Below are 23549 nucleotides of genomic sequence, written 5' to 3' on the forward strand. Positions count from 1 at the left end.
CGTGCTGGCGATGTTGGTGGCCAAGCCGTTGATTGCATTCAGTATTCAAGCGCCGGTGATAATTCTCAGCCAGCGCAGCTATCGAGTTGCGCCAGCAGCACGCCACGGCGGGCGTCACTCATGCCGAGGCCTTCGGCACGCTGCGGGAAGGCGGCGTCGATGGCGTTGCGGCACAGGGTAAGCCACTGCGCCTCGCTGAGATTCAGCGCTTGCTGCACGGCGATGAAGTTGTCGAGCATGCCGCCGCCGAAATAGGCCGGGTCATCCGAGTTGAGGGTGATATTGAGGCCCGCATCGATCAGCTTCGGCAGCGGGTGGTCTTCCATGCGCTCCACCACCTTGAGCGCGACATTGGACAACGGGCACACCGTCAGCGGGATACGCCGCTCGGCCAATTCCGCGACCAGGGCGGCATCTTCCAGGCAGCGCACACCGTGGTCGATACGCTCCACCCCCAGCACCTCAAGCGCCGTGCGGATGTACTCTGCCGGGCCTTCCTCACCAGCGTGAGCGACACGATGCCAGCCGCGCTCCCCCGCAAGCGTGAAGACCTCGGTGAACTTCTCCGGCGGATTGCCGATCTCGGCGCTGTCCAGGCCGACACCCACGAAGCGTGACTCGAAAGGAATCAGTGCGTCGAACAGCTCGCGCGCAGACGCCGCCGAATGACAACGCAGGAAGCTCGGCACCAGCGCCGAGGTGATATCGAATTCCTTCACCGCCTCACGACAGGCGCGCTCCAGCCCCGCGAACTGGGTTTCCAGACTCACGCCACGCGCCAGATGCGCCTGCGGATCGAAGAACAGCTCCAGATGCTTGACGCCATCGGCGCTCGCACGGCGGAAGTAATCCTGCGCCAGGCGGTAGAAGTGTGACTCGTCATTCAAGACGCCCATGCCCTGATAATAGAGCGCGAGGAAGGCAGGCAGATCCGCGAAGTCATAGGCCGCCTCGACCTCTTCCAGGGTGGCGTAGGGCAATGTGATGCCCTGCTCCGCCGCCAGCTCGAACATCAAGGCCGGCGTCAGCGAGCCTTCGATGTGCAGGTGCAGCTCCACCTTGGGCAGGCGAGCGAGAAAGTCGTGCATGCGCGGGGTAAGGGTCATGGCCCGTCTCCTCAATGAAAGGCGGCGGCTGGAAGATCGCGGAGCGCTCACCACAGCCTGGTGGCGCAATTCTAGCAATCCCGAGACCACCTTGAGGAGAGACGGCGCGGGAAATGCGATTTCTCTACGCGATACCCGCCTGCCGTGCCTTTTCGCGACTCGCCGAAATAGGCTATTTTCGTTCATTCGCACTCTCGCAAGCTCACGACACAGGTTCACGACACAAGCTCACCACAACAGTCATGAGCGTGCGACAGCCAGCAACGCCCAGCCCCATGCCGCGCTGACTGACATAACCATAACGATCGATGCTGAACACCAAGGACACGATTGCCATGCACGCCATATCCCCTGCCCGCCATCCCTTCTCACGCAGAAAGCATGCTCGACAGCGCACTGGCGCCCTGCCCGCTGCGCTGCTGCTCAGCCTAGGCCTGCTGGCACCCTTGAGCGCCAACGCCGCCCAAGAGGAGCAGAACGATAAGACCGACTTCGCCCCGCAGGGCAAGACGGAGTGCATCGCGCCCGCCAAGCCCGGCGGTGGCTGGGATTTCACCTGTCGTAGCGTGGCCCGCCTGCTGGATGAGCAGAACCTCATCCCTGCCGGCATGCAGACCCTCAACGTGCCCGGTGCCAGCGGTGGCGTCGCCTTCGCGCATGTGAAGTCCAAGCGCCACGCCGATGAGCAGGTCATCGTCGCCGCCTCGAGCGCGACCACCACCCGCCTGGGCCAGCATGCCTATCAGGACGGCAAGGTCGATGACGTACGCTGGCTGATGACCCTCGGCGCCGACTACGGCGTGATTGCCGTGGCCAAGGACTCGCCCTATCAATCGCTGAACGAGCTGCTGGCCGCCATGCAGGCAGACCCCAAGGCGGTGCGCTTCGCCGGTGGCGATGTCGCGGGCGGGTTTGATCACCTCAAGGTGCTGATGGCGGCGCGTGAGGCGGGCATCGACAACCTGCGCGCCCTGCCATATCTCGCCTACGACTCCGGCTCCGTCGCCATCACCCAGGTGATGGGCGGCCACCTGGAAGCCTTCACCGGCGACATGACCGAGGCCCGCGGCTTCGTCGAATCCGGCCATCTGCGCCTGCTGGCAGTGTTCAGTGAAGAACGTCTGCCCGGCCAGTACAGCGACATCCCCACCGCGCGTGAGCAGGGGATCGATGTGGTCGCACCCAACTGGCGCGGCTTCTACCTGCCAGGTGGCGCATCGGATGCCGCCTTCGACTGGTGGGAGCAGACCCTCAACCGCATGGCCGAGACGCCTGAGTGGCAGCAGGTGATGCAGGACAACGGCCTGATGCCGTTCCACAAGTCCGGCAAGGCGTTGGATCGCTTCATCACCCAGCAGGTCAGCGATGTCGAGCAGATGTCGCAGGAGCTGGGCCTGCAGTGATCAACTGAAGCCTGAGGTACTGACTCCCTTAAGCCCTGAGGCCCTTGAGCCCTGAGCGCGCGCTCGCCCGGCAAATGCTCAAGACTGGCAAAAGCTCATGGCAGCCCCAAAAAAGCCGCCACCCCGTTTGCCGGGGTGGCGGCTTTTGGCTACTGGCTGGTTCTCTTCAACGACCTCAGGGCATGGAGGGCCACGGCCCCTTGGGCGGCTGATGTTCGGAATCAAACTGATAGGGCGATTGCGGGTCGCGCTCTTCGTACGACTCTGAGTCCGAGTCTGTATCTGTCGCAGCGCCTGAATCTGTCTGTGACCGATGCTCTGTTTCCGGCGCTGCTTCTGTCTCAGTTGCCAGCTCCGCTCCCGGCAACAGCTCGGATAACCGCTCCGTCTCGAACGCGATTTCCGTGTCAGCGTCAGCCTCGAGCAGCGGCTCTGCCACGTACTCGTGGTCCGGCTCCACCAGCTCCGCCTCCTCCAGTGGTGCGACGTTGGCCTCGAACGCCTCATCCAGCGCCTCTTCCAATGCCTCCTCGAAGGCTTCTTCCAGCGCGACCTCGAAGGCCTCTTCCTGCGCCGCCGCCTCGGCGGCCTCGGCGGCCAGCTGCTCATCCTCGGCGTGTTCATGCGCCCACTCCACCGCCACCTCGACCGCCATCGGTGACGCCGTCGGCAGTATGTTGAGGTAACTGTCGGTCTCCTCGACCGGCACCATCTCGCGCTGGGTGATCTGATAGAGCGCATACAGCGAGATGGCCACGAAGGTGGTCGCCAGCACCAGCCAGAAGGCGTAGGGGTCCATCACCTCCATCGCGCCACCTGCCGCCAGCGGCCCGACGATGGCGCCCAGCCCGAAGGCGAACACCAGCCCGCCTGAAGCGCCCGGCATCTCCTCGGCCGACAGCGAATCATTGGTGAAGGCCAGCAGCAGCGCATACAGCGGTGTGGTCACGCCCCCGGCAAAGAAGGCCGAGGCGATCAACGGCCACAGCGCATCGCCCGCCATCCAGCCGAACAGACATGAGCCTGCCCCGGCGGCGGACAGGCCGCAGATGAGCACGCGGCGGTCCATGCGGTCCGACAGCCAGCCGATCGGGGTCTGCAACACCAGCGCACCGGCGAACAGCATGGCGATGAACAGAGCGATATGTGAGCCCGACAGGCCCACCTGGGTGCCGAAGACCGCGCCCATCCCCGACTGGGTCGCATAGACACTGCCGAGCAGGAAGATGCCGATGGCACCCAGCGGTGACGCCTTGAACAGTTTCGCGAACGACATGGCGCGCGACACCTCGACCACCGGGGCCACGGCCGCCGACAGCAGAATCGGCCCGAAGGAGATCGATACCAGGATGGAGGCACAGATGAACAGCACCGAGGTCGCGGCGTCGCCCAGCGTCAACAGGCCCTGCGCGCCGATGATGCCCAACGTCTGCGCCATCATGTAGGCCGACAGCACCTTGCCGCGCGTCTCGTTGCTGGCAGCCGCATTCAGCCAGCTTTCCGCCGTGACATAGATGCCCGACATGCAGAAGCCGATCAGCAGGCGCAGCAACGTCCAGGCCCAGGGTTCGGTCAGCAGTGGCAAGGCGATCAAGGCCGCCGAAATGAAGCTGCCCAGCGCCGCGAACACCCGCACATGCCCGACTCGCTGGATCAGCACTGGCGTATAGCGCGCGCCGGAGAGAAAGCCCACGAAGTAGCCCGAGGTGACGATCGCCAGCTCCGCCGAGGAGAAGCCCTCGATGCCGCCACGCAGACCGATCAGCGTGAAGTGCATGCCATTGCCGAGCATGATCAGCACGATACCCAGCAACAACGCCCACACACTGCCCAACACCTTGGCCATGAGTCTTCTCCCCTCCCCTGTCCCCTAGCACGATTGCCGATGGCACCCGGTCAGCACGCAGTCTGGCCACCGGCTACACGCTAGACCAAAGCCCAATGGCCACGCTTCTGCTGCAACGCCGCATAACGTTTCAAACACGACAAGCAAGCCATGACGCCCGTGAACGCACAGCTCACGCAGGCGACGCAAGCGCCCCGCTCAGGCCTGCTGTGAGAGGTGCGAGGGAGGCAAGCAAGAGCAGCGAGATAGCAGCGAGATAGCAGCGAGAGAGGAACAAGAGAGAAGCAAGAGAGCGTCGGAAACCGCCAGATTCCGACACGACATCCAGCCGGATCATTCACAAAAATGCACCGCAAAGGTGCGCAAATATGCCTTTCGACCAAGGTCGGTGCGACGAATGGGTATCTTGCGAGCCATTGGGCGGCAGTCTAATTTCACCATACAGAATAAAGTTCCGCCTTACAGAATTGTAAGGTTGCTGTCAGGTTCGCGGCCGCAGGGCGAGTCTCTCGCTCAGCCGCTGCCAGCACCTGACTCACGACATGTGCCGCTACCACAATCCAATAACACCAGAGGTCGCCATGACACGTCATATGACACTCAAACTCCTGACAGCCGCGGTGGTCACCGCCATGTCCGCCCAGGCCTTCGCCTTCGAACCGAAAGGCAAGGTTGACTGCATCGCGCCGGCTGATCCGGGCGGCGGCTGGGACTTCACCTGCCGCAGCGTCGGCAAGATCCTGTCTGAGCTCGATTTCGTGCCGGGCAACGTGCAGACCATCAACATGGCCGGTGCCGGTGGCGGCGTCGCCTTCGCGCACACCGTCTCCAAGCGTGCCGGTGACGAGCAGCTGCTGGTGGCCGCCTCCACCGCGACCACCACCCGTCTGGCCCAGGGCCAGTTCCCGGGCATGAATCAGGACCAGGTCGAGTGGATCGGCGCACTGGGCGCGGACTACGGCGCCATCGCCGTCTCCAAGGATTCGCCGTACAACACCCTGAGCGAGGTGATGGACGCGCTGAAGAAAGACCCGAAATCCGTCAAGTTCGCCGGTGGCAGTGCCGCAGGTGGCTGGGATCACCTCAAGGTGCTGATCGCCGCCCAGGCAGCCGATGTCGAGAACCTGCCAAAGGTCTCCTACCTGTCCTACAACAACGGCGGCGAAGCCATCACCCAGGTCGTCGGCGGCCACGTGCAGGCCTTCACCGGTGATATCTCCGAGATTCAGGGCTTCATGGAATCCGGCGACCTGAAAGTGCTGGCCGTGCTCTCCGAAGAGCGCCTGCCGGGCAAGCTGGCTGAGGTGCCGACCGCTCGTGAACAGGGCATCGATGCCGTCGCCCCCAACTGGCGCGGCTTCTACATCCCGGCCGGTGTCAGCGACGATGCCGAGCAGTACTGGACCACCACGCTGGACAGCGTCTATGAAAGCGAAGAATGGAAAGACGTGATGACCAAGAGCGGCCTGATGCCGTTCCACAAATCGGGTGCCGAGTTTGATGCCTTCGTGAAGGCACAGATCAAGGACATCCAGACCCTTTCCAAGGACATTGGGCTGATTCGCTGATGAATGACCGCATCTTTGGTCTGCTGATGCTCACCCTGGCCGTCGCGTACGGCTGGGGTGCCCAGCAGTTCCCGGAACCCTTCGGCGGGGCCGAGTCCATCGGGCCCGAAACCTTCCCCACGGTGCTCTCGATCGTGCTGGCGCTGAGCAGCCTGTATCTGATCGTGCGCCCCGATCCGGACCAGCAATGGCCGTGGAGCCGCACCGGCGCCGAGATGGTGCTGGCCATCGTCATCCTGTGCCTGTACACCGCACTGCTTGAGCCGCTGGGCTTCATCGTCACGACCACCGCTGCGGTCGGCACCCTGTGCTGGCGCATGGGCTCCAAGCCGGTTCGCGCTTACGTGACAGGCCTGCTCGGCGGCATCGTCGTCTTCGCCCTGTTCAACTTCGTGCTTGAGCTACCACTGCCGCTGGGCATCCTGGAGGTGGCGTAATGGAAAGTCTTGGCTTCTTGATGCAGGGCTTCGGCATCGCCCTGCAGCCAGAGAATCTGATGTTCGCCGTGCTGGGGGCCTTCCTGGGCACCCTGATCGGCGCACTGCCGGGCCTGGGCCCGGCCAATGGTGTGGCCATCCTGATTCCGCTGGCCTTCACCCTGGGCCTGAGCCCGGAAACCTCGCTGATCCTGCTGACCTCGGTCTACGCCGGTGCCATGTACGGCGGACGCATCTCCTCGATCCTGCTCAACATCCCGGGCGATGAGCCGGCGATGATGACCTGTCTCGATGGCTATCCGATGGCCCAGAAAGGCAAGGCCGCCGAAGCGATGGCCATCTCGGCGATCGCCTCCTTCATCGGCAGCCTGATCGCCACCATCGGCCTGATCGTGATGGCGCCGTGGCTGGCCAGCTTCGCGCTGACCTTCGGCCCGGCGGAATACTTCGCCCTGTTCGTGCTGGCCTTCGCCACCCTGGGCGGCATCACCGGCAAGAATCCGGTCAAGACGCTGATGGCCGCCGCCATCGGCCTGATGATCGCCACCGTCGGCATCGATGGCTCCACCGGCACCCAGCGCTATACCTTCGACGTGCTGGAGCTGTTCGAGGGCATCGACTTCATCATCGCCATCGTCGGTCTGTTCGCCATCTCGGAGCTGCTGTTCTTCATCGAACAGCACGCCGGTGAAGGCAAGCCGATGATCGCCATGAACAAGATGACCCTGAAGCTGAAGGACATCGTCGCCATCCTGCCGACCTCCTTCCGCGGCGGCGTGCTGGGCTTCATTTCCGGCGTGTTGCCGGGTGCCGGTGCGTCGCTGGGCAGCTTCATCAGCTACACGCTGGAGAAGAAGATCCTCGGCAAGAAAGGCAACTTCGGTGAAGGTGATCCGCGCGGCGTGGCCGCCCCGGAAGCCGGCAACAACGGTGCCGCCTCTGGCGCCCTGGTGCCGATGCTGACGCTGGGCGTGCCGGGTTCCGGCACCACCGCGGTGCTGCTGGCGATGCTGATCTCGCTCAACATCACCCCGGGGCCGCTGATGTTCACCCAGCACGGCGACATCGTGTGGGGCGTGATCGCGGCGCTGCTGATCGGTAACGTCATCCTGCTGCTGATGAACATCCCGATGGTCGGCATCTTCGTCAAGCTGCTGTCCGTGCCGCCCAAGTACCTGCTGCCGGTGGTGACCATGGTCGCCTTCGTGGGCATCTACTCCATCAGCCACTCGACCTTCGACCTGTACTTCATGGTCGCCTTCGGGGTCGCTGGCTACTTCCTGCGCAAGCTGGATATCCCGCTGGTGCCGGTCATTCTCGGCATGCTGCTGGGGCCGGAGATGGAGAAGAACCTGCGTCACGCCATGCAGCTGTCTGACGGCGACTGGACCATCCTGATCGGTAGCCCCTTGGCCGTGACCCTGTGGTGCATCGCCATCGCCGGTCTGCTGCTGCCGGTGATCGTCGGCCCCATCCTGCGTCGCCGCATGAGCGCCGCCAAGGCCGCCACCGACGCCTGATCCTGGCCAGGGTCCGCGCCTCTCATGAGGTGACACGCCCTGAACGACAACGCCCTGAATGACAGCGCTCTGAAATGACGACGCCCCCGCCGGTCTTACCGGCGGGGGCGTCGTCATTTCAGCACTTCAAGACTCCCGTCACTGGTGAGCGCGCATCAGTCGCCCTGCTGCCACTGGGCGAGCAGGCGGTGGGCCTGGGCAGGCGTCAGGCGCGCCGTCGGGCCACTGAGCACGATGACTTCCGCCGGTGCCAGCCCCTCGTCGTGATGCTGGGCGACGCTGACCGCCAACGCCGCCACCGACAGGCCGGCGGCTTCACCGGTCTCGATCTCGCCACTGTCGACACACTGCTGCAGCAAGGCGGACAGCGCCTCATCGACCAGCTCGCCCTCCTCCAGCTGATGGCGCAACGGCCACTGGCTGACATGCGCGTACTGGCACATCGCCTGACGCGGGCGTGTCACGCCCGCTACCGGGCGCGCCTCGGCCAGCGGGCCATGCTCGACCAGCATCAGGCTGGCCGTCTCGCCACTGGCGGCATTCAGCGCCGCCAACCAGCCGCGCAGCTGAGCCTCGCGGGCCGGCAGCGCCGGTGCCAGCTGGGCAAAACGCCCCAGCGCCGCGCCGATGGAGTAGATGCCGTGGCTGTCACGCGCCACATAGCCGAAATGCTCAAGCGAGCCCATCAGCCGCAGAATCGTGCTCTTGTAGAAACCACTGGCCTGCGCCAGCTCGTTGAGCGTCAGGCGAGGGGTCGCGGGGGTAAAGGCTTCCAGCAGCGTCAAGGCACGCTCGACCGCTTCCACACGTTGATTGGCCATGCGGCGGGACTCCCACGGCAGGTGAATAACGAGGCTGACAGGCAACGTGCGCCATGCCGTCTCAATGGACTTGAATCATGCCATAACGTTCTGACAGACAGAACATGACGCGCCTGTCGCACTGACGATACTGGCCGTGCAGCGTGGTAGAATGGTGAGCTACGACACTATTTCCGGTTACGTCCGCACAAGGTTCGCTCATGTCCATCTTCATCATCACCTTCGTGGTCTGCCTGATCGTCACCGTCGGCACCGTGGCCATGCTGATGATGTCGCGTACGCCGCGCTTTCGTACCGACTACAGCGATATCGCCCGCGTGCTGGACCAGGCGATCAGCGGCGAGATCAACGAGAACGAGTGGCACAGCGTGATCGGCTACCCGATTCGCCATGATGAGTATCTGGAGAGTCTGCGGCGCCGCTGCCAGGGCATCTTCGACAACCATGCCAGGCCGTGGCAGCTGGCCCAGGGCGGTGCGCTGTTCTCGCGCGCCGGTCGTGAAGAGCTCAACGTGCTGCTGGGCCATCTGCGTGCCCGCACCGGTGTCGCGGAGACTCGCGCCTGATGGCCGCCAGCGAGATGCGCCTGATCCCGCTCTCCAACCTGCGCGAGCACCACGATCACAGCTACCACCAGCTGGTGATCGGCCTCGATGGCCTGGCCGAGTTCGAGATCGAGGGCCAGGGCGGCGAGATTCGCCCGCTGACCGGCTGCATCGTGCCGGCCGATCATGTCCACTACTACGCGGGCATCGGCGAGAATCGCCAGCTGATTCTCGACCTGCCCGATGATGCGCCCTATCTGACCGGCCATCATCGCGAGCTCAAGCGTCTCTTCGAGCGCCCACGCTTCTTCACGCTGGACACCCGCCTGCGTGGCTATCTGGAATTCATGCTCGCGGAAGTCAACGACTACCAGCAGGCGCCGGGCGACCTGCTCGCCGCCACCTTCCTCGCCTGCCTGAACACGCGCATCGAAGAGCCAATGAGCGCGCTGAGCACCAGTGGCCGTCAGCTGGATCTGGTCGCGCTCAACCGCTTCATCGACGCCAATCTCGGCCAGCGCCTCAGCGTGGCGGATCTTGCCCGCCAGTCGCATCTCTCCGAGCAGCATTTCAGCGAGCGCTTCCGCGTCCTGACCGGCCTCTCGCCCTATCAGTATCTGCTGCGCCGTCGGCTGGAAGAGGCACGCCAGCTACTGGGCACCAGCGAGCTTTCCCTGTCCCAGATCGCGGATCGCTGCGGCTTTGCCAACCAGAGCGCCCTGTCCCACGCCTTCCGCAAGCATCTCGGTTTCCCGCCTTCGGCACTGCGCAAGTCCTGATCGAGTTGGCAGGAGCCGGTGAGGCGTGCGTGTCAGATCCGCCCGTGTGTCTGGCACGCCGCTCTTGAATTCGCCCTCTCTCTAGAATGCCCCTCTTCAATTCGCTCTCTCTAGCACGCCCTCCTTGATTCGCCCCTCTCTCAAGCCAGTCCTTCCTCAATTCATCCCTCTCTGGAAGCACATCGCTTGGGAGACGCACGCCGTTCAACGACGCTCCCACCGTCAGCTGCAAGCCGGTTCACCTTCAAGCCTCTACCACCTTGGTATAACAAGATCGCGTCATTTCGCGGCACAGCCTTCGACAAAGGTCGGAGAAGCGTGTCACTTTTCTGACATGCCCGTGAATTTGACATGCGCAGCCGAGAAATTGGAAAGACCCGCCCCCCTGCGCCACCCTACATTCTCAGTCATACATCCAGACGTGCCGCTGTCGCGCTTTCTGATGCGTTCTGCATCACTCCCGGCGCTGTGACTCGGCAATCCCATTCGGCGCTTCGACGCCCAGCAGCAAGGGGTTCGCACCATGACCACCTCCACTCCCTCCGATCAGTCCAGTGCAGTGAATGCCGCGATCGCCTCGGCCACGTCCACAGCCACGTCCCCGCAGTCCTCGACAAACGACAAGCAAGGGGTGCTCAAGGGCAATGTGCTCAAGGACAACATCCTGCACAGCGACCAGATGCTGGCCGCCAGCACCTGGCAGCAGTCTCCGGAGGCGCTGTTCGCGCGCGTCAGCGACCACTACCTGGTCGATGAAAGCGCCTATGTCAGCGAGCTGGTCGGGCTGCTGAACGCCGAAGACAAAGATGCCAAGCGCATCGGTGACAAGACGGCCGAGCTGGTACGCGAGATCCGCACCATGGACACCGCCGTCGATTCCATCGACGAGCTGCTGCAGCAGTACAGCCTCGACACCCAGGAAGGCGTGCTGCTGATGTGCCTGGCCGAGGCGCTGCTGCGCATTCCGGACAAGGAAACCGCCGATGCGCTGATTGAGGACAAGCTCGGTGTGGCCGACTGGAAGTCCCACCTGGGCCAGAGCGAGTCCTGGTTCGTCAACGCCTCCACCTGGGGCCTTCTGATGACCGGCAACGTCATCAAGATGGATCTGCCCAAGGGTGACGGCAAGCCGGCCACCTTCATCAACCGCATGGTCAATCGTCTCGGCGAGCCGGTCATCCGCCGCGCCATGTACCAGGCGATGAAGGTGATGGGCAAGCAGTTCGTGCTGGGCCGCGACATCAAGGAAGCGCTCAAGCGCTCCCAGCCGCTGTTCGACAAGGGCTACACCTATTCCTACGACATGCTGGGCGAAGCGGCCTGTACCCGCGACGACGCCAAGGGCTACTTCGACGACTACGCGCGTGCCATCCGCACCGTCGGCGAAACCTCTCGCAAGCTGAAGGAAGGCACCCCGTCACCGTCCGTCTCCATCAAGCTGTCCGCTCTGCATCCGCGCTATGAATTCGGCCGTCGTGAGCAGGTGCTGGAAGAGCTGGTGGCAAGCGTGCGTGAACTGGCCGGCATCGCCCGCGAGCTGAACGTCGCCATCACCATCGATGCCGAGGAAGTCGATCGTCTCGAGATCTCGCTGGAAGTGTTCCGCGCCGTCTACGAGAGCGACACCTGCCGTGGCTGGGGCAAGTTCGGCCTCGTCGTGCAGGCCTACTCGACGCGTGCCCTGCCGACCCTGCAGTACCTGAACCGCATCGCCGACCTGCAAGGCGACGAGATCCCGCTGCGTCTGGTCAAGGGCGCCTACTGGGACAGCGAGATCAAGGAATCCCAGGAGCTGGGTGTCGAAGGCTATCCGGTGTTCACCCGCAAGGCCTCCACCGACGTCAGCTACCTGGTCTGCGTGCGCTTCCTGCTGTCCGAGAACACTCGCGGACGCATCTACCCGCAGTTCGCCACCCACAATGCCCACACCATCAGCACCATTCTGGATGTGGCCAACGCCGGCGAGACGCGTCAGTTCGAATTCCAGCGTCTGCACGGCATGGGCGAAGCCCTGTATGAAGCCGCGCTCAAGCGCGCCCCCAAGGGAACCTGGTGCCGTATCTATGCGCCGGTCGGCGCGCACAAGGACCTGCTCCCGTACCTGGTGCGTCGTCTGCTGGAGAACGGGGCCAACTCCTCGTTCGTTCACCGGCTGGTCGACCCGCGCGTGCCGGTCGAGAGCCTGTGCACCCACCCGGTGGTCACGCTCAATCAGTACAAGACCTACCACAACCCACGCATTGCGCTGCCGCCGAACATCTATGGCGCAGACCGCCTGAATTCACGGGGCATCAATCTGAACATCAATAGCCAGTACCAGCCGCTGATCGACGAGATGGCCACGCACATGGACACCACCTACGACGTGCGTCCGCAGCTGGCCTTCGATGTCGAGGTCAATGCCGAGCGTCGTCAGGCCGTCACCTGCCCGTTCGATCGTCGTGACACCCTGGGCCACGTGCAGTGGACCAGCGCCGAGGAAGCTTCCAAGGCCATCGACGCCGCCTGGGCTGCCTTCCCGCGCTGGGAGCAGACGCCGGTCGAGGAACGCGCCGCGATTCTCGAGCGCTTCGGTGACCTGATGGAAACCCACACCGCCGAGCTGATGACCCTGTGCTCCCGCGAGGGTGGCAAGCTGCTGACCGACGGCATCGCCGAGATCCGTGAAGCGGTCGACTTCTGCCGCTACTACGCCAACCGTGCGCGTGCCGACTTCGCCGAGCCGACCGAGCTGCAGGGCCCGACCGGCGAGCACAACCAGATCATGCTCGGTGGCAAGGGCGTCTTCGCCTGCATCAGCCCGTGGAACTTCCCGGTCGCGATCTTCTGCGGCCAGATGGTCGCCGCCGCCGTCACCGGCAACACCGTGGTCGCCAAGCCCGCCGAGCAGACCTCGCTGGTCGCTCACCGCGTGGTCGAGCTGCTGCGCGAAGCCGGCATGCCGCACGATGTCGTCCAGCTGCTGCCGGGCGATGGCCCGACCGTGGGTAGCGTGCTGTCCAGCGACCCGCGCATCACTGGCGTGTGCTTCACCGGCTCCACCCAGACCGCACAGATCATCAACCGCTCGCTGGCCGCGCGTGAGAACGCTCCGCTGCCGACGCTGATCGCCGAGACCGGTGGCCTCAACGCCATGATCGTCGACTCCACCGCCCTGCCGGAGCAGGTCGTCAATGACGTGGTGCAGTCCGCCTTCCAGAGTGCCGGTCAGCGCTGTTCCGCCCTGCGTGTGCTCTACGTGCAGGAAGACGTCGCCGAGCGCGTCATCGGCCTGCTCAAGGGCGCGATGGACGAGCTGAAGATCGGCGACCCGCGTGACCTGGGCACCGACGTCGGCCCGGTCATCGACGAGGAAGCGCGTGCCGGTCTGCTCAAGCACATCGAGGAATATCGCAGCCAGGGCCGCGTGATCGCCGAAGCCGCCGTCGACAAGACCATCACCGAGCACGGCACCTTCGTCGCGCCGGTCGCCCTGCGCATCGACGGCATCGATAGCCTGGAAAGCGAGCAGTTCGGTCCGGTCCTGCACATCGCGACCTGGAAAGGCGGCGAAGTGGACAAGGTCATCGATACCATCAATGGCCTCGGCTACGGCCTGACCTTCGGTGTGCATTCGCGAAACGAAAGTTTTGCTAATGCCGTTGCACAGAAAATTCGTGTTGGTAATGTCTACGTCAACAGGAATATCATCGGTGCTGTGGTAGGTGTACAGCCGTTTGGTGGTCAGGGCTTCTCTGGTACTGGCCCGAAAGCCGGCGGCCCGCACTACCTGCACCGCTTCGCTACCGAGAAGACCCGTACCGTCAACACCACGGCTCTCGGCGGCAACGCGTCTCTTCTCGCCATGGGCGACGAATGACCGACGCTGCCTGCTCTCGCGGCAGCAGCAGAGGTCATGCCTGGCGGAAGACTGCATGCTGGACGTGCATGAGGTAGCCAGGTGACAGGGCATCAGGACGATGCCCAGTGGATGACGGCAGCACGCCAGGCCGTCATCTGCCCCGGACACCGACAGGGACGCCCACGGACATGAATCGCCAGCGACTGGCCCCTCATGCTCGTGCCCTGCGGTGTCCGTTGCCGTTTCCCCTTTTGACTCGACGGCAATATGCGGGGACGGACGAACGTCAGAAGATTCGTTTATGCGCTAGTCTGAACGTACAAGATTGGCAGGAACTTGCGAGAGCCACCGCGACAAGGCCCTCGAAGGACGTTCGATGCATGACGCAGGACTCCCGGCGACGGTCTGACAGGAACCGTCACTGGCAGTGAATCATCACGACGCTCGCCGTCCGACAACAATAAATGCAAAGGATTTACTCCACGATGGTCGATAACAGCCCCACCATACTCATCACGTTCGCTATCTATCTGGCGGTGATGCTCGGCATTGGCCTGCTGGCCTACAAGCGCACCTCCAACATGTCGGATTACATCCTGGGTGGCCGCTCATTGGGCCCCTGGACATCCGCCATTTCCGCCGGTGCGTCTGACATGTCCGGCTGGCTGCTGCTGGGCCTGCCCGGCGCTGCCTACCTCAGTGGCCTGTCCGCTGCCTGGATCGGCATCGGTCTGCTGGCCGGTACCTGGCTCAACTGGCTGATCGTCGCCAAGCGCCTGCGTATCTACAGCTTCGTCGCCAGCGACTCGCTGACCCTGCCGGATTACTTCGAGAAGCGCTTCCGCGACAACTCCAAGATGTTGCGCGTCATCTCGGCCGTCTTCATCCTGCTGTTCTTCCTCTTCTACACCAGCTCCGGTCTGGTGGCAGGTGGCAAGCTGTTCGAGACCGTCTTCGGCCTCGACTACACCATCGCCGTGACCGTCGGTACCATCGCCATCGTGTCCTACACCTTCTTCGGCGGCTTCCTCGCCGTGTCGTGGACTGACCTCATCCAGGGTCTGATGATGGCTGTTGCCCTGATCGTGGTGCCCATCGTGGCACTCACCGACATGGGTGGCGTGGCAGAAGCGACCTCGCGCATCACTGCCGAGAACCCGCTGCTGCTGGAATGGTTCCGTGACGCCTCCACCGGCGAAGCGCTGACGCTGGTCGGCATCGTCTCCTCACTGGCGTGGGGCCTGGGCTACTTCGGTCAGCCGCATATCCTGGCGCGTTTCGCGGCCATCCGCAGCGAGAAGGACATCGGCGCGGCCCGTACCATCGCCGTCGTATGGTCTGCGCTGGGTCTGTTCGCGGCCATCTGCATCGGCCTGCTGGGTCTCGTCTACGTGCCGAAGGACCTGGCCGACAGCGAGAAGATCTTCATGGTCATGGTGAACTTCATCTTCCACCCGGCGGTTGCCGGCGTGCTGCTGGCCGCCATCCTAGCTGCCGTGATGTCCACCGCTGACTCCCAGCTGCTGGTGTCGTCCTCTGCCCTGGCCGATGACTTCTACAAGGCGCTGTTCAAGAAGGATGCGACCCAGTCCGAGCTGGTGTGGGTCGGTCGCTTCGCGGTGGTCGGTATCGCCATCATCGCCTGGATCCTGGCGCTTGACCCGAACTCCAGCGTGCTGGGTCTGGTGTCCTACGCCTGGGCCGGCTTCGGTGCCGCCTTCGGTCCGGCTCTGATCATGTCGCTGTACTGGCGTCGCATGAACCGCTTCGGCGCCCTGGCCGGCATCATCGTCGGTGGCGTGACCGTGGTGGTCTGGAAGCAGCTTTCCGGTGGCATCTTCGATCTCTACGAGATCGTGCCGGGCGTCATCTTCGCCTACATCGCCATCTACGTGGTCAGCATCATGAGCGCAGCACCGGCTGATGAGATCACCACGGAATTCGACAAGGTCGAGAACCACGCCTGATCGAGGTGTGACAAGACACTGTTGGAGCCTGTACCTATTGCCGCTCACATCGGCAATACGACAACGCCGCCCCTCGGGGCGGCGTTGTCGTTCATGGCAACTTGTCCTCACTGACTCTGGCTGTCATGGCTCTCTCATATGGCCTAATCACATTGGCGAGGCTTGCGGAAGTCGATCACCCAGACTCCCTCTTGCAGTGACAGCCCTGGCGACGGCACTTGCGACAGAACTTGAGACTGCACTTGCGACTGAACTGATGAAGGGGCTGAGGACTGACCGTTAGGCTGGCTGGTGGGCTGATCGGAGGCCTGACTGGCAGCATCGCCCGGCGCACAGGGCGACCGCGCTTGCAGGCGTGCCTTGAGCGCCTCATCGCGCAGCAAGGTCACCGCGCTGGCGCCCGCCAGGCGCAGCCGCACCACGGCCCAGTAGTTGTCAGGCGTGAAGGCGGCAACCAGATTCTGGCCTACGGCCGCCACCTGCTGGCGAGCGACCCGCGCCAGTGGCGCCACTGGCGCCTCGCCCAGCACCAGTACCGGCAAGGCATCGCGCGGCTGGTAGCGCTCGGCGTCGCGGGGCGAGTCCAGCGGCAGGCCCTGTTCCCGCGCCTGAGCCACCAGAGTGCGCGCCAGCTGTGTCTCATGGGTCTGCTGGGCGGCCAGCGCATTGCTCCAGGCGGCGAAGATCACCCCATGGCGCACCAGCAACAGGCAGGCGACGATCAACAGACACTGCTTCAAAGGGCACTGCATCAGACGCCGCCAGACAGGTGTCTTGCGCTGCGTGTTGGCCGTTTCTGTCATGCTCTGCGTTGCGCCTGCCTCCGCGCTCGTGCCCTCTCTCACTCTCACACTCAGTGCCAGCATCAGGGCACCGCCCAGCAGCGGCCCCCAGGCGATCAGGGTGCGCGAATGAAATACCGGCTCGGCCAGCAACAGCATCGGCCCCCACAGGGCAGGAACCAGCAGTAGCGCCCACAGGGCCCAGCTCATGCGCTGCAGCGATAGCTGGCGCGCCGAGCGAGACCTGCCCTCGGGCCCGCCAGTGGCGGCTTCCTGTCGCACAAGCGCGCCGTGAGGCAGGAGTCGCAACAGCGCCACCCCAGCCAGCAGCGCCAGACTGATCAGCAACGTGACCTGTCCCAGCCCCTCACGCAGCGCGCCCAGCGCCACGCTCAGGTTGTGCTCGAGTCCCGCCAGCAATGCCTGAGGGTCGGCGAAGGGCAGCATCTGGCCATGCTGCTGACTGTACTCCCCCGCCACCAGCAACCGCGTGATGGGCAGATAGAACAGCAAGGCGACGGCGGCCAGCGCCCCACGCTGCAACAGCATCCGCCAGCGCGACCACAGTGATGTGCTGGCAGCGCCCGCGAACATGGCTTCGAGCAGGCTCAGCACCAGAAAGGCATTCAGGGCCGGTTGATAGCTGCACAGCGCCAGCAACAACAGCAGCAAGGCACTCAGCGGTGGCTGCCAGGCCTGCCACAGGCCTCGCCTTGCGCTGCTATCCCCACATTGCTCTTTCTCTGCCCTGCTTTTCCCGCCAGCACGCAACACGAGGCTGGCCAGTATTGCACTGGCCAGCGCCACGCTCATCGGCAGGCTGTCGAAGGCGTAACTGAAATTCTGCAGGGTGAAGGGCGTCAGCCAGATCAGCGCATTGCCCACTACGCAGCCCGCCAGCGAGAGCCCCGGCAGCCATCGCCACCAGGCCAGCGCCATGCCCGCCGCCAGCCCCCAGGCCGCCAGCTGTGGCAAGGGCGCGACATTAACCAGCACATCGCCAAAGCCCAGCAGACGCATGATGCCCTCGGCGGCCGGGCGTGCATTGAGCATCCAGCCGAAATAGCCATCCAGCGCACGGCTCATGTCATCCAGATATAGCGCGCGCGTGGCGATCAATGGCACAAGCCCGAGGCCGATCACTACAAGACTGGCAAGCAGAATGCGCCATGCCTGACGCCGTCTGGCATCAGCGGTATCACACGCTTGGGACAACGGCTGCGACCTTGTCATGCACTGGACTCCCGATCAGAACGATACCCAGGACGGATGACGTCGAGAGTACCTGACTCGGGGCGCGATGGAATGCCCCGACGAAAGCCCATCAAAAACGCCACCCGAGGGTGGCGTTGTCGACCTGCCTACGTGATGTGGAAGTTACTCGGCCGGCGTGCTGGCCTGATGGAAGTGCACATCGCGCTGCGGATAGGGAATGCTGATGCCGCGCTCATCGAAGGTCAGCTTGATGCGTTCGGTCATGTCCCACTTCAGCGCCCAGTAATCGGAGGCCTGACACCACATGCGGAAGTTGAAGTTGACCGAGCTGTCGGCCAGCTCTGACACGGCGATCAGGTGGGACGGCTCCTTCATGATGCGCTCGTCACCGGCGACCAGCTCCTCGAGCACCGCCTTGACCTGACGGATGTCGTCGTCATAGCTGACACCGACGACCAGATCCAGACGCCGCGTCGGCAGCGCCGAGTAGTTGGTGATGGTGTTGGACATGACGCTGGAGTTCGGCACGGTGACCTTGCGGTTGTCCGGCGTCACCAGGCGGGTCTGCAGCATGGTGATCTGATCGACGCTACCGGAGGTGCCGGCGGCTTCGACGTAATCGCCCTTCTTGAACGGACGCAGCGTGACCAGCAGGAAGCCGGAGGCCAGATTGGACAGCGAGCTCTGCAGCGCCAGACCGATCGCCAGACCCGCCGCACCCAGCGCGGCGATCATGGAGGTGGTATCGACACCGAGCTGATCCAGAGCGGTCAGCAGCACCATGACCACCAGGATGGCGTAGGCGATCTGGCCGACGAAACCGGCCGCCGCCTCGTCCATGCTCTTGCGGTGCAGCAGCGAGGTCGCCCACTGAGTCAGGCGCTTGGCGACCCACATGCCGAAGACCAGCACGGCCAGCGCCGACAGCAGGGTTCCGCCCCATTGCAGCCCTATCTCGAACAGCTGACTGGTATCCATGGGAATGGCATTCAAAAATTCCACGACAACTCCTTGAGCATCCCTTGCGTGGCAGTCAGCAGACCACCGGGTGCTTTATCGTTATAGGGCACGAGGCGCGCGCCGGGGACGCACTGACACTCGGCCGAACGGATCATTGGGTATTCACGCGCGCACAATTTACCTGACTATTGGCGTCACGTCAGTGCTCTTGCGCCCGGGGCCGCGTGCCCTGACAGGCCATTCATCCATTCAGGGCTGCGCTCGAGCGGGCGTCAGTCCCAGCGGTGAGCGCAGCGTCAGTGCGTCCAGGCGCAGGCCCACGGGAAACTTGTTGGCATCCAGGCCCGCGTCACGCGGCGCGATGGGCGGCGGCCCCTTGAGAGTCAGGCTGAAGCTGCCGTCGCTCGCGATCAGCGCGGCGGGCACCTCGACTTCGAAGCGCTCATAACGGCCGCCCACCGGCCAGCGCGTGACGGTCTGCTCCCCGATCATGACTTCCACCGGCAGCGCGGTGGCCGAATCCGGGAAGCGTGACAGCTCAAGCGCCACGACCACGGCCTGCGAGCCTGCCGGCGAGACCTCGGGCGCGACCCGCAGGCGCAAGGTGACCTCCGCCAGCCGCGCACTGACCGGCACGTCTGGCTGGGGCGAGTAGAAACCGGCCCACAGCACGGCGCAATTGCCCAGCGGCTCGCCCTTGCGGACGGGGTAGCGCTCACCGGGCGTCAGTACCGGCACCTCGCCCATCGGCCGGTAGCAGGTGGTGGCATGCTCGATGAAGTAACGCCGATAGTGCTCATCGACCCTGGGCGTGCGCGCCAGCCACAGCAGGGTGAGTTCGAAGGCCAGCACCACCACGGTGGCCAGCAGCCACCAGACCCGCTGGCTGCGCCGTGGCCGTGGCGCGCCATACAGGGCATCAGACGAGCCAGAAGACGGTGTCATACCAGTTCTCCACCAGCCAGAGATTAGCGAGCGCGCCCAGCATGACCAGGCCCCAGGCCAGCGTGCGTGGCAGACGAGTGAGCAGGTCATGCAGGGCCAGCACGAACACCGGCATGCCGATCATGTAGCGCGGAATGGCGTCCAGCCCGGTCGCCAGCGGTACGAACAGCGTGAAGCCCGCCAGCCCCATCTCCAGCCAGCGCCGCTGCAGGCCCAGCCAGCCGATCAGGCCGACACCGACCAGCGCCATGCTCGCCTGCCACGCCGGGCGCAGCGTTTCCGGCGCGCTCTGCCAATAGCTCAGCCCTTCAATGAGGTTGGCGAGGGGGTTGCCCATCTCACGGCCCCAGGAAATCTGCACATGACTGAAGGCCAGCGCGTCGCCCGTCCGGTGATAGAGCAGCGCCATGAACAGAAACAGCCCCAAGGGTCCCACCACGCCGATCAGCAGCCAATCGGGCCGCCGCCACAGCTCGGCGCAGGCGCGCAGGCGCAGCCGCGCCACAAGCTCGATTCCCATCGCGATGACCCAGAACACCCCGGTGGCGCGGGTCATCGACAACAGCAGCGTCCAGAGCATCACGCGGCCGGTGCGCTGACAGCGCCAGTCGATCAATGACGCCAGACACAGCAGCCAGAACAGTGACTCGGAATAGAGCGCGCTGAAATAGAAGCTGTACGGCATGCTGGCCGCCAGCCACACGAACAGCAGCAACGGCGCGCCGGGACGCGTGATGGCCAGATAGCGACAGCCCAGCCCCAGCGCCACGGCCAGCAAGGCATTGCTCAGGAGCACGCCCATCAGTTCGGGGTCCAGCTGACCGCCCAGTGTCACCAGCCACAGCAGCGCCGGATAGAGCGGGAAAAACGCCCAGTTGGCGGCGTCGCCATCGCTCATGCCGCGCGCCTCGACATCGTAGCCGCGCGTCATGATGCCCTTGAACCAGCTGCCGTCGAACTGCGCCATGGCGTGCAGATAGCTGTGATCGCCCCACAGCGCGATGGCGAGCCAGACGGCGCGCGTCACCAGCAGCGCCAGCAGGATGTGCCCCCAGGGAATGCTTACGGCCTGCGCCCGCGCGAGTGCCTCGGCAGGGGGCGGCGTCTCGGCTGCCAATGTCTTGAAGCGCTCCCCCAGCGTCGAGCGCGGCCCTGCGGTGACGCTGTCATTCATGCATGGTCTTCCTTGAAGGCCCACAGCCGTGAGGCCAGATAGGTCACGATCGGCACCGAGAGCGTGGCGATCGCGATGGCGACGAAGCCCGACAGATCGAGCCCCTGCATCAGCAGTGCCAACAGGCCATTGTTGAGCGCGAAGCCGCCCGCCGCGACCAGTCCGAAGCGCCAGGCACTGCCCTGGCGCTTGAAGGTCAGCCGGCGATGGCCGACCAGCGAGACCTGAAAGGCGATGCAGAAGGCAATGATATTGGCGATGAACTCATTGAGCTGCGGCCACAGGAACAGCAGCAAGGCGGCGACGCCCAGGTGCACGCCCGTCGCGGCCAGCCCGACCAGCCCGAAGCGGGTCGCGGTGCCCGCCTCCTCCCTGGCGCGCGCAGTGACTGGCCTGTCGGACTCGCTGACGCCCTCACGATCAGCGCTCAAGTGATTCACCTCGCGCCGCATCGCGTGACGCGCCGCGCACGACTCGCGCAGTGCTCAGGCCGCTGTCGAGGCCCCTGTCCGGTGACACGCTGCCCGGCGGGCTGTCGTGCAGGCTGTCATGGTCGATCAGGTAAAGCGGACGCTGCTTGGTTTCCATGAACAGGCGACCGAGGTATTCACCCAGCACACCGATCGAGATCAGCTGCATGCCGCCGAAGAACAGGATCGCGACCATCAGTGAGGCATAGCCCGGCGCATCGGCGCCGAACAGCACCGTCTTGCTGATGATCACCAGGATATAGAGGAAGGACAGAGCGGCGACGACACTGCCGATATAGGTCCAGACCCGCAGCGGCCAGGTCGAGAAGCTCACCACGCCATCGAGGGCGAAGTTCCACAGCTTCCAGTAGTTGAACTTGGTGGTGCCGGCCGTGCGCGACGGGCGCTGGTAGGTGACGCCCACCGAGCGATAGCCGGGCCACGAGAACAGGCCCTTCATGAAGCGATTGCGCTCGGGCAGGCGCCGCAGCGCCTCGACGACGCGGCGGTCCAGCAGGCGGAAGTCGCCCGCATCGCGCGGTATCTCGGTGAAGGTCAGGCGGTTGAAGACGCGGTAGAACCAGCCTGCCGTCTTGCGCTTGGTGGCGGTGTCTTCATGACGCGCGGCGCGTACGCCATAGACCATGTCGTAGCCGGCCTGCCATTGGCTGATGAACTCGAGGATCACCTCCGGCGGGTCCTGCAGATCGACATCCATCGGCACGACGGCATCGCCACGCGCCTGCTCGATGCCGGCGGACATGGCCGCTTCCTTGCCGAAGTTGCGTGTCAGACTCAGGTAGCGCACGCGGGCATCGCCGGCCGCCGCGGCCTCCAGACATGCCAGGGTGCCGTCGGTTGAGCCGTCATCGACGAACAGCACTTCAAGATGCGGCACCTGCGAGCCCAGGGTCTTCTCGATGGCCTCCAGAAAGAGACCGATGGTCTCCTCCTCGTTCATCACCGGTACCACCAATGACAAGACCCAGTCACCGGAAAGGCGGCGCGACATGTCGCGGGGAATGTGCCCCGACGAGGACGAGGACTGCCGGCCAGACGTCTGGCCGCAGGATGCATCAGCTGAGGACCGCATGGTATTTCCTCCATCGAGAGCCCCGTCATTCATGCACGCCAGGGCATCATCATCTGACAAGGTGAGAGTGAAGAGGACACAGGTGCTGCACCAGCGGCTTACCAGACACTCTCCCGCTCTCGATCGGCGCCTCTCCTCCCTCCGCTCCATTACCTCTTGGGGCCGAGGGCGACGAATACAACGCAGCGTCAATGCGGATGGCGGCCAGCACGAACCGGTCTGCCAGCTGCAAGAATCCGTGAAAAGCCCCGCACAGCGCCAGACATCGGCAATGGCCTGCAAGAGCCAGCGAGGGTTTACGATGGCCTGCGGGGCCGGCGAGGGCTTGCAAGAGTGGTCGGTGAGAGCGGTCTGTGAGAGCGGCCTGCGCGGGTCAATGAGCGCGACGCCACCTCGCTGCGTTATAGAGCCTGCGGCCTCAACAAGTAAAGCCTGAATCACTCAAGGGCTCGCAAGCCATGCCCTTGAGCCATGCCTTTAGCCCTAAACAAACACGGCCGCTCCAGGGAGCGGCCGTGTTTGTTGATGTAATGAATAAAGCCTGCGCAATCGCGTTACTGGCTGGACGCGAGGACCACCAGCGTGATGAGCAGAAGACACCAGCTCAGCGGCGCCCCCAGCAGCCAGGCGCGGGTCGCATGGCGCGGCACCAGGCCGACGCCATGCGTGAAGCCGGCTCCCAGCCCCCACAGCGCGACCAGCAACATCAGATAGCGCGGCCCTGTCTGCATCGAGGCAATCGCATCCGGCCCCAGCAGCATCCAGATGGCCACCATGGCAGACAGCAGCAGCGAGGCCAGATGGGCAGGTCGAGTTCGGCACCAGGCCGGTGGTCGTGAGGCGTACCAGGGTCGTGACATCGAGCTCTCCTTGATCGGAACGGTCAGCGGCGCAGAAGTAACGTTGGGGGCCGCCTCACTCAATCATCGTCAAAGGTGTGGGTCTGCTCAAGCCACAATGCATTGATGATGCCCGCGAAGCAGGCCAGCAACACACCGAGAATCCAGGCGAAATACCACATGATGTCGTCTCCTGGCGAGGGCAGTGCCCTCGCCTGTTTGGCAAATGGAAGCAATT

The 23549-nt window shown here is 64.2% G+C and carries 19 protein-coding genes; 8 read left to right on the plus strand and 11 right to left on the minus strand.

Annotation, left to right across the window (positions count from 1 at the left end; genetic code table 11):
• Positions 1-65 precede the first annotated feature (65 nt).
• Complete coding sequence (locus tag ACJJV2_RS11485; protein WP_405280966.1) at positions 66-1106, minus strand: adenosine deaminase; 1041 nt, start codon at positions 1104-1106, stop codon at positions 66-68.
• A 335-nt stretch (positions 1107-1441) separates the two neighbouring features.
• Here ACJJV2_RS11485 and ACJJV2_RS11490 point away from each other — a divergent pair, with 335 nt between their 5' ends.
• Positions 1442-2509, plus strand: a complete 1068-nt coding sequence (locus tag ACJJV2_RS11490) for a Bug family tripartite tricarboxylate transporter substrate binding protein (protein ID WP_405280969.1) — start codon at positions 1442-1444, stop codon at positions 2507-2509.
• 175 nt (positions 2510-2684) lie between these two features.
• On the opposite strand, the gene ACJJV2_RS11495 is transcribed toward ACJJV2_RS11490, so the two are convergent.
• The gene (locus tag ACJJV2_RS11495) at positions 2685-4355 is read right to left on the minus strand and encodes an MFS transporter (RefSeq protein ID WP_405280972.1); all 1671 of its coding nucleotides are present in this window, start codon (positions 4353-4355) and stop codon (positions 2685-2687) included.
• 593 nt (positions 4356-4948) lie between these two features.
• Here ACJJV2_RS11495 and ACJJV2_RS11500 point away from each other — a divergent pair.
• From ACJJV2_RS11500 to ACJJV2_RS11510, 3 genes are read left to right on the plus strand one after another with little or no spacing between them, the layout of a single operon-like run.
• Positions 4949-5923 (plus strand): tripartite tricarboxylate transporter substrate binding protein, encoded by a 975-nt coding sequence (locus ACJJV2_RS11500; RefSeq protein ID WP_225996384.1) that lies wholly within the window; start codon positions 4949-4951, stop codon positions 5921-5923.
• The gene (locus tag ACJJV2_RS11505) at positions 5923-6360 is read left to right on the plus strand and encodes a tripartite tricarboxylate transporter TctB family protein (protein ID WP_043335453.1); all 438 of its coding nucleotides are present in this window, start codon (positions 5923-5925) and stop codon (positions 6358-6360) included. Before ACJJV2_RS11500 ends, ACJJV2_RS11505 begins: the two co-directional genes overlap by 1 nt.
• On the plus strand, positions 6360-7880 hold the full coding sequence (locus ACJJV2_RS11510; protein WP_043335451.1) for a tripartite tricarboxylate transporter permease: 1521 nt from the start codon (positions 6360-6362) through the stop codon (positions 7878-7880). Before ACJJV2_RS11505 ends, ACJJV2_RS11510 begins: the two co-directional genes overlap by 1 nt.
• 155 nt (positions 7881-8035) lie before the next feature.
• Here the strand turns inward: ACJJV2_RS11510 and ACJJV2_RS11515 are convergent, their stop codons facing one another.
• Positions 8036-8701 (minus strand): helix-turn-helix domain-containing protein, encoded by a 666-nt coding sequence (locus tag ACJJV2_RS11515; RefSeq protein WP_107335199.1) that lies wholly within the window; start codon positions 8699-8701, stop codon positions 8036-8038.
• Between the two features lie 200 nt (positions 8702-8901).
• On the opposite strand from ACJJV2_RS11515, the gene ACJJV2_RS11520 reads away from it, so the two are divergent.
• From ACJJV2_RS11520 to putP, 4 genes are all read left to right on the plus strand, one after another.
• The gene (locus ACJJV2_RS11520; protein WP_043335450.1) at positions 8902-9267 is read left to right on the plus strand and encodes a hypothetical protein; all 366 of its coding nucleotides are present in this window, start codon (positions 8902-8904) and stop codon (positions 9265-9267) included.
• Positions 9267-10025, plus strand: coding sequence for an AraC family transcriptional regulator (locus ACJJV2_RS11525; protein WP_054556785.1), 759 nt, complete (start codon positions 9267-9269; stop codon positions 10023-10025). Before ACJJV2_RS11520 ends, ACJJV2_RS11525 begins: the two co-directional genes overlap by 1 nt.
• A 679-nt stretch (positions 10026-10704) precedes the next feature.
• Positions 10705-13884, plus strand: a complete 3180-nt coding sequence (gene putA / locus ACJJV2_RS11530) for a bifunctional proline dehydrogenase/L-glutamate gamma-semialdehyde dehydrogenase PutA (RefSeq protein ID WP_405282214.1) — start codon at positions 10705-10707, stop codon at positions 13882-13884.
• A gap of 467 nt (positions 13885-14351) precedes the next feature.
• Positions 14352-15833 (plus strand): sodium/proline symporter PutP, encoded by a 1482-nt coding sequence (gene putP, locus ACJJV2_RS11535; RefSeq protein WP_107335200.1) that lies wholly within the window; start codon positions 14352-14354, stop codon positions 15831-15833.
• A gap of 143 nt (positions 15834-15976) precedes the next feature.
• Here putP and ACJJV2_RS11540 read toward each other — a convergent pair whose 3' ends face one another.
• From ACJJV2_RS11540 to cydX, 8 genes are all read right to left on the minus strand, one after another.
• Complete coding sequence (locus tag ACJJV2_RS11540) at positions 15977-17848, minus strand: glucosyltransferase domain-containing protein (RefSeq protein ID WP_405280979.1); 1872 nt, start codon at positions 17846-17848, stop codon at positions 15977-15979.
• Positions 17849-17992: 144 nt separating this feature from the next.
• Positions 17993-18832: a mechanosensitive ion channel family protein gene (locus ACJJV2_RS11545; RefSeq protein ID WP_248379138.1), complete on the minus strand. Its 840-nt coding sequence runs from the start codon at positions 18830-18832 to the stop codon at positions 17993-17995.
• Positions 18833-19039: 207 nt separating this feature from the next.
• On the minus strand, positions 19040-19735 hold the full coding sequence (locus ACJJV2_RS11550; protein ID WP_405280983.1) for a hypothetical protein: 696 nt from the start codon (positions 19733-19735) through the stop codon (positions 19040-19042).
• On the minus strand, positions 19710-20909 hold the full coding sequence (locus ACJJV2_RS11555; protein ID WP_405280986.1) for a hypothetical protein: 1200 nt from the start codon (positions 20907-20909) through the stop codon (positions 19710-19712). Before ACJJV2_RS11555 ends, ACJJV2_RS11550 begins: the two co-directional genes overlap by 26 nt.
• Positions 20906-21340 carry a GtrA family protein gene (locus ACJJV2_RS11560; RefSeq protein WP_303570186.1) on the minus strand — a complete coding sequence of 145 codons (435 nt, stop codon included), beginning with the start codon at positions 21338-21340 and terminating at the stop codon, positions 20906-20908. Before ACJJV2_RS11560 ends, ACJJV2_RS11555 begins: the two co-directional genes overlap by 4 nt.
• Complete coding sequence (locus ACJJV2_RS11565; RefSeq protein WP_249330445.1) at positions 21330-22472, minus strand: glycosyltransferase family 2 protein; 1143 nt, start codon at positions 22470-22472, stop codon at positions 21330-21332. The genes ACJJV2_RS11560 and ACJJV2_RS11565 overlap by 11 nt, the downstream gene beginning before the upstream one ends.
• 554 nt (positions 22473-23026) lie before the next feature.
• Positions 23027-23332 carry a cyd operon YbgE family protein gene (locus ACJJV2_RS11570; RefSeq protein WP_131431628.1) on the minus strand — a complete coding sequence of 102 codons (306 nt, stop codon included), beginning with the start codon at positions 23330-23332 and terminating at the stop codon, positions 23027-23029.
• Positions 23333-23391: 59 nt separating this feature from the next.
• Positions 23392-23493: a cytochrome bd-I oxidase subunit CydX gene (cydX, locus tag ACJJV2_RS11575; RefSeq protein WP_024951692.1), complete on the minus strand. Its 102-nt coding sequence runs from the start codon at positions 23491-23493 to the stop codon at positions 23392-23394.
• Between the last annotated feature and the right edge of the window lie 56 nt (positions 23494-23549).

Origin of the sequence: Cobetia sp. Ld8, from assembly GCF_045066615.1 — a bacterium.
Lineage (GTDB): Bacteria > Pseudomonadota > Gammaproteobacteria > Pseudomonadales > Halomonadaceae > Cobetia > Cobetia amphilecti.

What these genes read in the sequence shown, in the direction of transcription:
- ACJJV2_RS11490 (WP_405280969.1), top strand. Translation starts at nt 1,442, where the DNA reads ATGCACGCCATATCCCCTGCCCGCCATCCCTTCTCACGCAGAAAGCAT.
- ACJJV2_RS11520 (WP_043335450.1), top strand. Translation starts at nt 8,902, where the DNA reads ATGTCCATCTTCATCATCACCTTCGTGGTCTGCCTGATCGTCACCGTC.
- ACJJV2_RS11565 (WP_249330445.1), bottom strand. Translation starts at nt 22,472, where the DNA reads ATGCGGTCCTCAGCTGATGCATCCTGCGGCCAGACGTCTGGCCGGCAG.
- ACJJV2_RS11515 (WP_107335199.1), bottom strand. Translation starts at nt 8,701, where the DNA reads ATGGCCAATCAACGTGTGGAAGCGGTCGAGCGTGCCTTGACGCTGCTG.
- ACJJV2_RS11525 (WP_054556785.1), top strand. Translation starts at nt 9,267, where the DNA reads ATGGCCGCCAGCGAGATGCGCCTGATCCCGCTCTCCAACCTGCGCGAG.
- ACJJV2_RS11570 (WP_131431628.1), bottom strand. Translation starts at nt 23,332, where the DNA reads ATGTCACGACCCTGGTACGCCTCACGACCACCGGCCTGGTGCCGAACT.
- ACJJV2_RS11505 (WP_043335453.1), top strand. Translation starts at nt 5,923, where the DNA reads ATGAATGACCGCATCTTTGGTCTGCTGATGCTCACCCTGGCCGTCGCG.
- ACJJV2_RS11500 (WP_225996384.1), top strand. Translation starts at nt 4,949, where the DNA reads ATGACACTCAAACTCCTGACAGCCGCGGTGGTCACCGCCATGTCCGCC.
- putP (WP_107335200.1), top strand. Translation starts at nt 14,352, where the DNA reads ATGGTCGATAACAGCCCCACCATACTCATCACGTTCGCTATCTATCTG.
- ACJJV2_RS11495 (WP_405280972.1), bottom strand. Translation starts at nt 4,355, where the DNA reads ATGGCCAAGGTGTTGGGCAGTGTGTGGGCGTTGTTGCTGGGTATCGTG.
- ACJJV2_RS11555 (WP_405280986.1), bottom strand. Translation starts at nt 20,909, where the DNA reads ATGAATGACAGCGTCACCGCAGGGCCGCGCTCGACGCTGGGGGAGCGC.
- cydX (WP_024951692.1), bottom strand. Translation starts at nt 23,493, where the DNA reads ATGTGGTATTTCGCCTGGATTCTCGGTGTGTTGCTGGCCTGCTTCGCG.
- ACJJV2_RS11510 (WP_043335451.1), top strand. Translation starts at nt 6,360, where the DNA reads ATGGAAAGTCTTGGCTTCTTGATGCAGGGCTTCGGCATCGCCCTGCAG.
- ACJJV2_RS11485 (WP_405280966.1), bottom strand. Translation starts at nt 1,106, where the DNA reads ATGACCCTTACCCCGCGCATGCACGACTTTCTCGCTCGCCTGCCCAAG.
- putA (WP_405282214.1), top strand. Translation starts at nt 10,705, where the DNA reads ATGCTGGCCGCCAGCACCTGGCAGCAGTCTCCGGAGGCGCTGTTCGCG.
- ACJJV2_RS11550 (WP_405280983.1), bottom strand. Translation starts at nt 19,735, where the DNA reads ATGACACCGTCTTCTGGCTCGTCTGATGCCCTGTATGGCGCGCCACGG.
- ACJJV2_RS11540 (WP_405280979.1), bottom strand. Translation starts at nt 17,848, where the DNA reads ATGACAAGGTCGCAGCCGTTGTCCCAAGCGTGTGATACCGCTGATGCC.